Origin of the sequence: Burkholderia multivorans ATCC BAA-247, assembly GCF_000959525.1 — a bacterium.
Classification (GTDB): domain Bacteria; phylum Pseudomonadota; class Gammaproteobacteria; order Burkholderiales; family Burkholderiaceae; genus Burkholderia; species Burkholderia multivorans.
The window spans coordinates 1,947,070-1,960,090 of sequence record NZ_CP009832.1 but is presented as its reverse complement, the minus strand read 5'-3'; the positions used below and the strand labels follow the sequence as shown (position 1 = coordinate 1,960,090).

Annotated in this window: 9 protein-coding genes; 2 read left to right on the top strand and 7 right to left on the bottom strand. The window is 70.0% G+C overall.

The features are described from left to right. Nucleotides 1-67: 67 nt before the first annotated feature. The 3 genes from NP80_RS21465 to NP80_RS21455 are packed head-to-tail and all read right to left on the bottom strand — an operon-like array spanning nt 68 to nt 3,487. Nucleotides 68-874 (bottom strand): sulfite exporter TauE/SafE family protein, encoded by an 807-nt coding sequence (locus tag NP80_RS21465; RefSeq protein ID WP_006404748.1) that lies wholly within the window; start codon nt 872-874, stop codon nt 68-70. A 27-nt stretch (nt 875-901) separates the two neighbouring features. Beyond that, the gene (locus NP80_RS21460; RefSeq protein ID WP_006409519.1) at nt 902-2,569 is read right to left on the bottom strand and encodes a bifunctional protein tyrosine phosphatase family protein/NAD(P)/FAD-dependent oxidoreductase; all 1,668 of its coding nucleotides are present in this window, start codon (nt 2,567-2,569) and stop codon (nt 902-904) included. Between the two features lie 33 nt (nt 2,570-2,602). Further along, on the bottom strand, nt 2,603-3,487 hold the full coding sequence (locus NP80_RS21455) for an MBL fold metallo-hydrolase (protein WP_035488335.1): 885 nt from the start codon (nt 3,485-3,487) through the stop codon (nt 2,603-2,605). Nucleotides 3,488-3,766: 279 nt separating this feature from the next. Here NP80_RS21455 and NP80_RS21450 point away from each other — a divergent pair, with 279 nt between their 5' ends. Next, complete coding sequence (locus NP80_RS21450; RefSeq protein ID WP_006409523.1) at nt 3,767-5,155, top strand: sigma-54 interaction domain-containing protein; 1,389 nt, start codon at nt 3,767-3,769, stop codon at nt 5,153-5,155. Between the two features lie 117 nt (nt 5,156-5,272). Here NP80_RS21450 and NP80_RS21445 read toward each other — a convergent pair whose 3' ends face one another. The 4 genes from NP80_RS21445 to NP80_RS21430 form a co-directional block, all read right to left on the bottom strand. Next, a complete protein-coding gene (locus NP80_RS21445; RefSeq protein WP_006409518.1) occupies nt 5,273-6,301 on the bottom strand; it encodes a MerR family transcriptional regulator in 1,029 nt (342 codons plus the stop codon). A gap of 107 nt (nt 6,302-6,408) precedes the next feature. Further along, entirely contained in the window at nt 6,409-7,956 is a 1,548-nt protein-coding gene (locus tag NP80_RS21440) for an efflux transporter outer membrane subunit (protein WP_045594132.1), read from the bottom strand. 2 nt (nt 7,957-7,958) lie between these two features. After that, the gene (locus NP80_RS21435) at nt 7,959-11,111 is read right to left on the bottom strand and encodes an efflux RND transporter permease subunit (protein ID WP_006408839.1); all 3,153 of its coding nucleotides are present in this window, start codon (nt 11,109-11,111) and stop codon (nt 7,959-7,961) included. After that, complete coding sequence (locus tag NP80_RS21430; protein WP_006404755.1) at nt 11,108-12,220, bottom strand: efflux RND transporter periplasmic adaptor subunit; 1,113 nt, start codon at nt 12,218-12,220, stop codon at nt 11,108-11,110. The genes NP80_RS21435 and NP80_RS21430 overlap by 4 nt, the downstream gene beginning before the upstream one ends. Before the next feature lie 178 nt (nt 12,221-12,398). On the opposite strand from NP80_RS21430, the gene NP80_RS21425 reads away from it, so the two are divergent. Then, nucleotides 12,399-13,019, top strand: coding sequence for a TetR/AcrR family transcriptional regulator (locus NP80_RS21425; protein WP_006400005.1), 621 nt, complete (start codon nt 12,399-12,401; stop codon nt 13,017-13,019). Nucleotides 13,020-13,021: the final 2 nt, after the last annotated feature.

Genomic DNA, 13,021 nt, shown 5'->3' with positions numbered 1-13,021 from the left:
AACCAGCAACGCCCGGTGCCGATGTCGGTCGGCCCGGGCGTTGTCTTTTATGGCGTGCGGCGGCCGCTCACGCGCCGAACGCGGCTTTGGCGAGCAGCCCGAGCGCGACGCAGACGAGCACCGTCGCGAAGCCCGCCTGCACATGCCGCGCGGACAAGTGCCGCGACGCGCCGCGGCCGGCCGCCATGCCGAGCGCGGTCGCGACCGTAAACCACAGCATCACGTCGATCGCTGCGTGCGTGCCGGCCGCGAGCGTCGCGAACACGCCGCCCGTGCCGACGAGCGCGATCACCATCAGCGACGTCGCGACGATGCCATGCATCGACACGTTGGTGAACTTGCGCAGCATCGGCACGATGACGAAGCCGCCGCCGACGCCGAGCAGGCCCGTCATCAGCCCGGTGACCGCGCCCGTCGATGCGAGCGCGAGGCCGACGGGCCAGGACCACACGAGACGGCCCGTGTCGGGATTCACGCGACCGACGCAGAGCGGCGAAACCTGCGCATCGGCCGTCGGCTGCCGCAGCGCCTGGCGCAGCAGGCGCGTGGCGACGATCAGCATCGTCAGCGCGAACAGCGCGAGCAGCACGCGCTGCGGCAGCACGTGCGCGAGGCGGGCGCCGAGTGTCGTCAGCGGCACGCCGGCCACGGCCATCAGGAGCGCCGCCCGATAGCGGACGAGCCCGCGGCGAAAGCCTTCGAGCGCGCCGAGCGCGGCGCTGCCGGCCACCGCGACGAGCGCGACGGGCGTCGCCTGCTGCATCGGCCAGCCCATGCCGACGACGAGTGCCGGCACTGCGAGGATGCCGCCGCCGGCGCCGGTCAGACCGAGCACCGCGCCGACGCAGCCGCCGAGTAGGAGAGAAACCAGCATGATTGGATTCCGTCGAACGGGCGGCGCTTATCGGACGATCGCGGGCTGCGCGAGCCACTCGCGGCCTTTCAGCATCGCGTCCCAGTACAGCGGCGGCAGCACGCGCGCCTTCAGCAGCCAGGCGAGCCGCGACGGGCGCCGGCCGTCGAGCAGCCAGGCGGGGAAGGTCGGCGCGACCTTGCCGCCGTACAGGAATTCGGCGAGCACGATCTTGCCGCGTTCGACCGTCAGCGGGCAGGAGCCGTAGCCGTCGTAGGCTGCTTCGCCCGCCGCGCGGCCGAGCGATGCGAGCACGTTGTGCGCGACGACGGGCGCCTGCTTGCGCGCGGCCGCCGCGGTCTTCGCGTTCGTCGTGTTGGTCACGTCGCCGAGCGCGAAGATGTCCGCGTAGCGGCGGTGGCGCAGCGTCGCCGGATCGACGTCGACCCAGCCGGCGGCGTCCGCGAGCGCGCTCGCGCGCACGAAATCGGGTGCCTTCTGCGGCGGCACGACGTGAATCATGTCGAACGCGCGGACGAACGTTTCGGTGCTGCCGTCGGGCAGTGTGCGCACGAATGTCGCGCGGCGCGCGGGGCCGTCGATCGCGACGAGGTTGTGGCCGAACGACAGCGCGATCCCGTAGCGCTCCACATATGCCATCAGCGCGGGCACGTAGTCGGCGACGCCGAACAGCGCGTTGCCGGCATTGAGGAACTCGACGTGGGCGGCGCCCAGTCGTCCCGTGCGCTGCCAGTGATCGCAGGACAAATACATGGCCTTCTGCGGCGCGCCCGCGCACTTGATCGGCATCGGCGGCTGCGTGAACAGCGCGTTGCCGCCGCGAAATGCCTGCACGAGCTGCCACGTGTACGGCGCGAGATCGTAGCGGTAGTTCGACGTGACGCCGTTGCGGCCGAGCGTGTCGGCGAGACCGTCGATCGCCTGCCAGTCGAGCTTGAGCCCCGCACACACGATGAGCTTGCCGTAGCCGATGCGCCGGCCGTCGTCGAGCACGACCGCATGCGCGTCGGGTTCGAACGCGGCGACCGCCGCACGGATGCGCTGCACGCCGCGCGGCAGCACGTCGGCGATCGCGCGCGCAGTCGTGCCGGCCTCGAAAACGCCCGCGCCGACCATCGTCCAGCCCGGCTGGTAGTAGTGGACGTCGGCCGGATCGACGATCGCGATGTCGAGCGCGCGCTCGCGCGCAAGCAAGCTCGATGCGACCGCGATGCCCGCCGCACCGGCGCCGACGATCACGATCTCGTGGCGTGCGTCGGGCTCGTGCGTCGCGTCTGCGGTCCCGCCTGCAAGCCGCGGCGCGAGCCCCGCAAGGTCGTAGCCGGCCGCGGCGGCCGTCGCGACGATGTCGTCGGCGCGCATGCGGCCCGCCTGCGACAGCGCCCATAGCGTCGCCGAGCGCGTGCCGGTGCGGCAGTAGGCGAGCGTCGGGCCGGCGGCCGACGCGAGCAGCGTGCGGAACTGCGCGACGTGGTCGTCGGTGATCCTGCCCGGTTCGACCGGCAGATGGTGGACCGCGATGCCGAGCGGCGCGGCGGCCGCGCGGATCTCGGCGAGGTCGGGCTGGTCGGCGCTTTCGCGGTCCGGACGGTTGCAGACGATCGTGCGGATGCCGGCGGCGTGCAGCGCGGGCAGGTCGGCAACGGCAATCTGCGGCGACACGGCGAGCGTGTCGGTCAGCGTGCGAAGAGTCATGTCGGGGTTCTCGTGTGCAGGGCGGGCCGGCTCTCAGATCGCGTCGAGCGGGATCTTCAGATAGCGCACGCCGTTGTTTTCGGGTTCGGGCAGATGGCCGGCGCGCATGTTGACCTGCACGGACGGCAGCATCAGCACCGGCATCTCGAGCGTTGCGTCGCGCGCGGTGCGCATCGCGACGAAGTCGTCCTCGGTCACGCCGTCCTTGACGTGCACGTTCGCGCGGCGCTGCTCGGCGACGGTCGTCACGAACTGCACATCGCGCCCGCCCGGCTGGTAGTCGTGGCACAGATAGAGCCGCGTGTCGGGCGGCAGCGCGAGTACGCGCGCGATCGAGCGGTACAGCGTGCGCGCGTCGCCGCCCGGAAAATCGCAGCGGGCCGTGCCGTAGTCGGGCATGAAGAGCGTATCGCCGACGAATGCCGCGCGCTGCGTCGCGTCGTCGACGCAGTAGGTCATGCATGCGGGCGTATGGCCGGGTGTGTGCAGTGCACGGATCGTCAGCGTGCCGAGCACGAGCGTGTCGCCGTCGTCGAGCAGCGCGTCGAACTGGCTGCCGTCGCGCGCGAAGTCGGGGCCCGCATTGAAGAGGTCGCCGAACACGTGCTGCACGCGCCGAACGTGTGCGCCGATCGCGATTTGCCCGCCGACGCGCGCCTTCAGGTACGGCGCGGCCGACAGGTGATCGGCATGCACGTGTGTCTCCAGCAGCCAATGGACGGTCGCGCCGAGTTCGGCGACGCGCGCGATCAGCCGATCGGCGCTGTCCGTGCGCGTGCGGCCGGACTTCGGGTCGTAATCGAGCACGCTGTCGATCAGCGCGCAGGCGCGCGTCGCGGTGTCGAGCAGCAGATAGCTGACGGTGTGGGTCGCCGGGTCGAAAAAACCTTCGACCGCCAGGCCGGCAGAGTGCGTCACGGGAATGTCCTCGAACGGTGGATGGAACAACGGCGATCCATGGCTCAAGAACCGTGCCAGCGGGCAGGGCGACGCTCGCTGTCCAGGCAGGTCGTTGATTGCGCACAGGTTTTCGGCGCGCGCGAGGCGGCGCGCGGACGTCGCCACGTCACGGTCCGCGCGGCTTGCTGCCATGCTTGGCAGTCGTGTGGCAGAATTGGCAGTCTTTGTGGCAGTTCCGGCCGAGCGCGCTGGCTCGTCGCGGCCGCCGCATGCTCCGATCGATCCCCCGGAATCCCGATGAATCCGCACGACACCATTCCGATCGTTCCCGTGCCGCCGCACGCGCCGGCGCTCGCGCCCGACGTGCGTGCGCTCGTCGCCTATCTCGAACAGGATCCGCAGCCGACGATCGTCGTCGATCCCGACTACCGGATCCTCGCGGCGAACGGCGCGTACCGGCGGCAGTTCGGCGTCGCGGGCGTCGAGCACGTCGGCCGGCACTGTTTTCAGGTATCGCACCACTACGACGTGCCGTGCGACCAAGCCGGCGAGCACTGCCCGATGAAGCGCGCGAAGGCGCTGCGCGGCCTCGATCGCGTGCTGCATATTCATTACACGCCGCGCGGGCCTGAGCACGTCGACGTCGAGCTGCGGCCGATCTTCGACGCGGGCGGCGACGTGATCGCGTACGTCGAGCGGCTGACGACCGTGCGCAGCGCGTCGGCGCAGCCGAGCGCGGAAGGGCTCGTCGGCAGCGCGGAGTCGTTCAATGCGGCGCTGGGCGCGCTGCAGCGCGTCGCCCCGTCGACGCTGCCGGTGCTGCTGCTCGGCGAATCGGGCACCGGCAAGGAATTGTTCGCGCGTGCGCTGCACGAGGCGAGCGATCGCGCGATGGGGCCGTTCGTCGTCGTCGATTGTTCGGGGATTGCCGAAACGCTGTTCGAGAGCGAACTGTTCGGCTACGAGAAGGGTGCATTTACGGGCGCGAACCAGCGCAAGCCGGGCCTCGTCGAGACGGCGCAGGGCGGCACGCTGTTTCTCGACGAGATCGGCGACGTGCCGCTGCCGATGCAGGTGAAGCTGCTGCGGCTGATCGAGTCGGGCACGTTCCGGCGCGTCGGCGGTGTCGAGGCGCTGCGCGCCGATTTCCGGCTCGTCGCGGCGACGCACAAGCCGCTGCGTGACATGATCGTCGACGGCCGCTTTCGGCAGGATCTGTACTACCGGATCAATGCGTTTCCGATCGCGCTGCCGCCGCTGCGCGAGCGGCGCGGCGACGTCGCGCTGCTTGCCGAGTCGATCCTGCGACGGATCGCGAACGCGCGCGCGGCCGCCGGCGACGCGCTCGCGCGCCCGTACGTGCTGACCGAACCGGCGCTCGCGTGTCTCGATGCGTATGCGTGGCCCGGCAACATCCGCGAGCTGCGCAACGTGCTCGAACGCGCGTGCCTGTTCGCGGACGACGGCACGATCCGCGTCGAGCATTTGCCGGCCGAACTCGTGTCGGCCACCGCGGCGGCGCCACCTGTGGCGGCGGCCGCGCGCGGCGTATCCGACGCGGAACTCGTGCGGCTCGCCGCGTCGTTCGACGGCACGCGCAAGGCGCTGGCCGCGCAGGTCGGCCTCAGCGAGCGCACGCTGTACCGGCGGATGAAGGCGCTCGGGTTACGCGTGCGCACGCGCTGAATCGCGCGTGCGTTGCATCGCGCGACACCGCGCGGCACACGCTGCACAGCGCGCGACACGCGGCACACAGCAGACGACGCACCACGCGTAACACGCACCGCACACCGCATTCGGCGCTCAGCGCGCCGGCGCGAGCTGCGCCATCGCTTCGCGCATGAAGCCGAGCAGCGCATCGTCGACCCACGCGTCCTTCTTCAGCGCCGGCTCGTTCGCCATCGCCTGACGGAATTTCGCGTGCGTGGCCGGATCGTCGCCCGCATAGCCGCGGAACAGCGCCATCCAGCGCTGCGCGAGCGCACGGCCTTCCGGCGAATCGGGCCGCTTGCCGGCTTCGAGCGCATCGCGCACGTCGGCCATCAGCTGCGGCCACTCCATCGCGCGTTCGCCGTAGTGCGCACGCATGAAACGAATCTCGTCCGGATCGAGATACTTCTCGAAGATCCGCATCTTCGTTTCGGCGTTCGCGCGCAGCACGTAGTCGCGCAGCGCCGTGGTAATGCCGATCTGCGCCTGCATCGACGGCTCGCGCTCGTGCATCAGGTTCAGCTTCGCGAGCAGCCGCGGATCGTTGTTCGTGTCGCGCACGAGCAGCGCCATCCAGCGATCGGCGAGCGCACGTACGCGCTCGTCCTCGGGCGGCACGCCGGCGTCGTGGAGCGCACGCACGTCGGCGACGAGCGCGATCCATTCGGCATCGCCGGTCTGGCTCTTGCGATACATCGGCAGGCGCGCGAGTTCTTCCTCGGAAAAATATTTGTCGTACACGGTCATCAACTCCAGTGTGGTGAGCCAATCGGCCAGCTCCGGCTCGGTACCCGCCGCGAGCTGCGCGTGCAGTTGCACGAGCCGCTCGCGCAGCTGCGCGGCTTGCGCGAGTTGCCGGTCGAGCGACGCGATCTGCTTCGCGACGAGCTCGACGAGCGGCGTGTCGGGCTGGTTCAGGTAGTCGCCGATTTCGGCGAGCGACAGTCCGAACCGACGCAGCGCCTGGATCTGATGCAGCCGGGCGATGTCGCGGCGGTCGTACAGCCGATAGCCGTTGTCGGCACGCGCCGAAGGGGTCAGCAGGCCGATCGCGTGATAGTGATGAAGCGTGCGGACGGTCAGTCCGCTGCGTTTCGCCAGTTCTCCCACTTTCAGCCGCATGATGTCCTCCGTTCGGTGCGCACACTGGAGTCTCGAACGTTACGCTACGTGAGGGTCAAGCGGAAGTTGCAAAGCGCTCGCGCATCGCGCGAGCGCACGCGGCGCGGCTACGGCGACACCGGCGACGACGGTGGCCGTGACGCCGCCGCCGCATCGCGCGCAGGCCGATCGGTCGCGACCGTGTCGACGCGCTCGGTCGGCGGCGTGCCCATCGCCTGGTAGAGGCGCGCGGTATCCGCGAGGCGCGCCCCGGTCGCGCGAATCGCGTCGAGCTGCGCGTTGCGGTATTGCAGTTCGCTCGCGCGCGCCGCCGACGGCGGCAGCGCGCCGAGCCGCACGCGCGCGGCGGCGTCGTCCGATGCGCCGCGCGCGGCGAGCGCCGCCTGCGACGACGCGTCGAGCGCTTGCGCATCGTGTTCGAGCGCCGCGAGCGAATCGGCGACGTTCTGGAAGGCGGCGAGCACGGTCTGCCGGTACTGGTCGACGGCGGCTTCATACGTCGCCTTTGCGGCGCGGCGTTGCGCGAGCAGCGCGCCGCCGTGGAACAGCGGCTGCGTCAGCGACGCGCCGACGCTCCAGATCGCGCCGGCGCCCGACAGCATCGTCGGCCAGTCGAAGCCGCCTTTGCCCATCGAGGCCGACAGCGATAGCTGCGGGAACAGCTGCGCGGTCGCGACGCCGACTTCGGCCGCGGCGGCCTTCAGCGCCGCGTCGGCGGCGCGGATGTCGGGGCGGCTTTGCAGCAGGTCGGACGGCACGACGACGGGCACCTGTTCGGGCAGATGCAGATCGGCGAGCGCGATGCCGGCCGGCGGCCGGTCCGGCGTACGGCCGACCAGCACCGCGAGCGCATGGCGCGCGCTATCGCGCTGCTGGCGCAGCGCAGGCAGGCTCGCGGCGAACGTGTCCGCGTTTTGCCGCGCGCTCAGCGCATCGCTGCGCGCCGCTGCGCCGAGCGCATGGCGGCGCTCGGCGTCGCGCGCCTGATCGTTCGCGAGCGCGACGAGCCGTTCGGTCGTGTCGATCTGCGCGTCGAGCACCGACACGGTGATCGCAGCCGTCACGATGTTCGCGGCAAGCGCACGCCGCGCGGACTCGAGCTGGAACGCGCTGACGTCGACGCGATTCGCGAGCGACCGGTTCGCAAAGCGCGCGGCGCCGAACAGGTCGATCGTGTAGCTCGCCTGCAGTTGTCCGACGAACGTGTCGTACAGCAGCGTCGGCGCGCCGAGCGCGCGAATCGGCACGCCGAGCGCGCGCTGACGCGCCGCCTGGCCGCCCGCATCGATCGACGGCAGCAGCGAACTGCCGATCTGCGCGCGCAGCTGCTCGCGCGCGGCATCGAGCGAGTGCGACGCGGCCGCGAGCGTCGGGCTGTTGCGCAGCCCTTCGTCGACGAGCGCGTTCAGCGCGTCGGAACGGTATTGCGTCCACCAGTCGGACACCGGCTGCGCGCCGACTTCGAACTGCTGCGCGACGCCTTGTGCGGCAACGGTCTGCTGCGGCTGCGGCGCCGCGCCGTAATGCGCGGGCGACGGCATCGCGGGCGGCGCGCCGCTCGGCGCGAACGCGCTGCAGCCGGCGAGCGGGCCGGCGACGCTCGCGACGGCGAGCGCGCGCACGACTTTCGTTTTCAGGTTCATCGACGATTCCATGGTCAGGCTCCCGACGACGCGCCATGCGACGGCCCGTCCTGCGGGTCGCGCTCGTCGCGCTTCACGCGGAACCAGGTCGCGTACAGCGCGGGCAGGTAGAACAGCGTCAGCACGGTTGCGCTCGTGATGCCGCCCATCAGCGCGGTGGCCATCGGCCCGAAGAAGTTCGAGCGCAGCAGCGGAATCAGCGCGAGCACGGCCGCGGCGGCGGTCAGCGTGATCGGCCGGAAGCGCCGCACGGTCGCGCCGACGATCGCATCGAAGCGGCCGTGACCGGCCGCGATGTCCTGCTCGATCTGGTCGACGAGAATCACCGAGTTGCGCATGATGATCCCGAACATCGCGATCACGCCGAGCATCGCGACGAAGCCGAACGGCTGGCCGAACAGCAGCAGCGTGCCCACCACGCCGATCAGCCCGAGCGGCGCGGTCAGCACGACCATCAGCACGCGCGAGAAGCTTTGCAGCTGGATCATCAGCAGCGTGAACACGGCGATCGCCATCAGCGGCATCTGCGCATTGATTGAGGCCTGCGCCTTCGCGCTTTCCTCGACCGAGCCGCCGATCTCGACGCGGTAGCCGACCGGCAGCTGCGCGCGCAGCGCATTCAGCTTGCCGTCGATCGCGTGCGTGACGTCGATGCCTTGCGCGCCCGCGCGCACGTCCGACTGCACGGTGATCGTCGGCTGGCGGTCGCGCTCCCAGATCACGCCGTATTCGAGCGTCGGCGTGAAGCGGCCGAGCGAGCCGAGCGGCACCGCGCCGTTCGGCGTCGGCATCGCGAGGCCGGCGAGCCGGGCCGGATCGACGCGATCGGGCTGCGCCGCGCGCAGGTCGACGGCGATCAGCTTGTCGCGTTCGCGATACTGCGTGACGGTCGTGCCGGACAGCGTCATCGCGAGGAAGCTCGACACGTCCTGCGACGTGACGTTCAGCTCGCGCGCCTTCTTCTGGTCGAGCTCGAAGCGCACCGAGCGCTCGGCCGGCTCGTCCCAGTCGAACTGCACGTTGACCGTGCGCGCATCGCCGCGCATCGTCGCTGCGACCTTGTCGGCGATCGAGCGGACCGTCGCGATGTCGTCGCCGCTTACGCGGAACTGCACGGGGTAGCCGACGGGCGGCCCGTTCTCGAGCCGCGACAGCCGCCAGCGCACGGCCGGGAAACGGTCGCGTAGCGTCGTTTCGAGCCAGCTCGCGAGTTTTTCGCGATCCTCGACCGATTTCGCGGTGATCACGAACTGCGCGAAGTTCGGCAGTTGCAACTGCTGATCGAGCGGCAGATAGAAACGCGGCGCGCCGCTGCCGACGAAGTTGACCCAGTGGTCGATCTCCGGCCGCTTCGCGATCGCCTGCTCGACGCGCTCGGTCTCGCGCAGCGTCGCCGCGAACGACGCGCCTTCGGGCAGCCGCAGATCGACGAGCAGCTCCGGGCGATCCGAGCTCGGGAAGAACTGCTGCGGCACGAGCGAGAAACCGAGCAGCGACACGACGAACAGCGCGACCGTGATCGCGAGCACGACGAAGCGCCGCTCGATGCACCAGTCGATCCAGCCGCGCAGCCGCCGGTAGAACCGCGTGTCGTAGATCTCGTGCTCGTGATCGTCCGGCAGATGCGCGTCGTGCGCGTGCTTCTTGCGTTCGGGCAGCAGGTGATAGCCGAGCAGCGGAATCAGCACGACGGCCGCGAACCACGACGCGATCAGCGCGATCGCGGAGACCTCGAAGATCGAGCGCGTGTATTCGCCGGTGCTCGACTTCGCGAGCGCGATCGGCAGGAAGCCCGACACCGTGACGAGCGTGCCGGTCAGCATCGGGAATGCGGTGCTCGTGTACGCGAACGCGGCGGCGCGTGCGCGGTTGTAGCCCTGTTCGAGCTTCACGGCCATCATCTCGACCGCGATGATCGCGTCGTCGACCAGCAGCCCGAGCGCGAGCACGAGTGTGCCGAGCGACACCTTGTGCAGCCCGATGTCGAACAGGTACATGAAGAGCGCGGTGACCGCGAGCACGACCGGAATCGAGATCACGACGACCATCCCGGTGCGCAGCCCGAGCGACACGAGGCTCACGATCAGCACGATCGCGACGGCTTCGGCGACGGCTTCGAGGAAGTCGTCGACCGAATGCGATACCGCGTGCGGCATGCTCGACACCTCGGTGAGCTTGAGCCCGGCCGGCAGCTGCGCCTGCAGCGCTTTCGACTGCGCGTCGAGCGCCTTGCCGAGCCGGATCACGTCGCCGCCGGGCTGCATCGTCACGCCGATGCCGAGCACCGGCTTGCCGGCGCCCGTGCCGGACGCGGCGGTGCGCATCTGCGTGACGGCCGGGTCGTCGTAGCCGCGCCGCACCGTCGCGAGATCGCCGAGCCGGAAGGTGCGGCCGTTGATCCTGATCGGCGTGTCGGCGATCGCGGCGACGTTGTCGAACTGGCCGCTCGGCCGCACGAACACGCGATCGTCGGTCGTCGTCAGCACGCCGGCGGACGACACGTCGTTCTGCGCATTGATCGCCTGCCCGAGCTGCTGCGGCGAGATGCCGAGCCGCGTGAGCTTCGCGTTGTCGACCTCGATGAAGATGCGCTGGGCCGGATCGCCGAAGTAGTCGACCTTCGCGACGCCCGGCACGCGCAGCAGCACGGTGCGCAGCTGGTCCGCATAGTCGTGCAGCTGCGCGGGCGAGAAGCCGTCGCCTTCGAGCGTCCAGATATTCGTGTAGACGTCGCCGAACTCGTCGTTGAAGAACGGCCCCTGCACGCCGGGCGGCAGCGTATAGCCGATGTCGCCGACCTTCTTGCGGATCTGGTACCAGGTTTCGGGCACGTCCTTGACCGGCGCGGAATCCTTCATCGTGAAGAAGATCAGCGATTCGCCGGGTCGCGAATAGCTGCGCAGGAAGTCGATCGCCGGCGTTTCCTGCAGCTTGCGGCCGATCCGGTCGGTTACCTGTTCCTGCACCTGGCGCGCGGTCGCGCCCGGCCAGAACGTGCGGATCACCATCACGCGGAACGTGAACGGCGGATCTTCGGATTGCGCGAGCCGCGTGTACGCGAGGATGCCCGCGACCGTCGCGAGCACGATCAGATAGACGACGAGCGCCTGGTGGCGCAGCGCCCACGCGGACAGGTTGAAGCGTCCTTCTTCGCGGGCCGCGCTCATGACGCGAAATCCTCGGGATGGAGCGGCGCGATCGCACGGACCTTCTCGCCCGCGCTGACCGTATGCACGCCCTGCAGCACGACGCGCTCGCCCGGCTGCACGCCGTGCGACACGGTGACCGTGCGCTCGTTGAAGCGCGCGACCTCGACGCGGCGCAGCTCGAGCGTGTCGTCCTTCGCGCGCACGATCCAGACGGCCGGATGCGGACCGTCGTGGAACAGCGCGGTCGCCGGCAGCGTGACCGGTTGCGCGTCGGCGGCGCGCGGCGCGCCGTCGAACGCGACGTTCGCGGTCATCCCGAGACGGACCGCAGCCGCGTCCGGCACGGCGAGCGTGAGCCGCATCCGATACGTCCGGCTTTGCGGATCGGCGGCCGGCGCGATCTCGCGCACCTTCGCCGCGAACGTGCGGCCGGGCAGCGACGGCAGCGTGACGGTCGCCGGATGGCCGGGCGACAGCGCCGCGAGCGCCGTTTCCGGTACGTCGACGACCACGTCGACGTCGCCGGCCCATGCGAGCTGATAGACGGGCTGGCCGGCCGACACGTTCTGCCCGGTGTCGGCCTGCTCGGCGGTGATGTAGCCCGCATGATCGGCGACGAGCGTCGCGTAGCGCAGCTGATTCTTCGCGAGCGCGAGCTGCTGCTGCGCCTGATCGCGCTGCGCGAGCGCGGCCGTGTAGCTGTCCTCGGTCTGCTCGAGCTGCGCGGTCGCGATCAGGTTCTCGCGCGCCTGCGCGCGGTCGCGGTCGAGCTGCTGTTTGGCGAACGCGAGCCGATGCGAGGCGGCGTCGAGCTGCGCCTGCGCGCTCGCCGCGTTTTTCTCGACGTCGGACGGATCGAGCAGCGCGACGACCTGGCCGGCCTTCACGGTATCGCCGAGCCGCACCTTGCGCTCGACGATCTTGCCCGCGATGCGGAACGACAGCGGCGTCGCGTAACGCGGCTGGATTTCGCCGGGCAGCGTGAAGGCGGACGCGGCGGCATCCGCGCGCGCGGGCAGCGCAACGACCGGGCGCGGCGCCGGCGGCGCGGATTCCTTCGGATGACAGGCGGCGAGAACGAGTGCGGCGCCGATCAGCAGCGCGGCACGGGAACCGGAGCGATTCACGAAACCCCCAAGGGACGAGAGCGAAAGAGGTCGGCAAGCGCGGCGGCGCCTGCCCCGAAGGGGCCGCGCGAGCGCGACGCCCGGACAGCACGATCGGATACTGCGGCGGATTCTAATACACCTCTGTATCCGAATGCAAAGATGAATCTGAAAGGGGAATGGTGCTAGACTGCGCGCCATGAAACCACAGCGCTTAACTCGCGAGCAGAGCAGGGATCAGACGCGCGAACGTCTGCTGAATGCCGCACATCGGATTTTTCTGAAGAAAGGCTACGTCGCCGCGAGCGTCGAGGACATCGCGGCAGCTGCGGGCTATACGCGCGGCGCGTTCTATTCGAACTTCCGCAGCAAGTCGGAATTGCTGCTCGAGCTGCTGGAGCGCGATCACGCGTCGGTGCAGGCCGATTTCGAGGCGATCTTCGAGGAGGGCGGGCCGCGCGAGCAGATGGAGTCGATGGCGCTCGCCTATTACCGGAAGCTGTTTCGCGACGACGAGTATTCGCTGCTATGGGTCGAGGCGAAGCTGCAGGCGGCGCGCGACGCGAAATTCCGCGTGCGCTTCAACCAGTTTCTGCACGGCAAGCGCGTGCAGATGGCCGAATTCATCCGCCGCTTCGCGGATCGCGCGGGCACGCCGCTGCTGCTGCCGGCCGAAACGCTCGCGTTCGGGCTGATGTCTCTGTGCGACGGCGTGCAGTCGTATTACACGGCCGATCCGCAGCACGTGTCGGCCGAGGCCGCCGAATCGGTGCTGGCCGGCTTCTTCGCGCGCGTCGTGCTGGGGCGCGCGCCCGACTGACG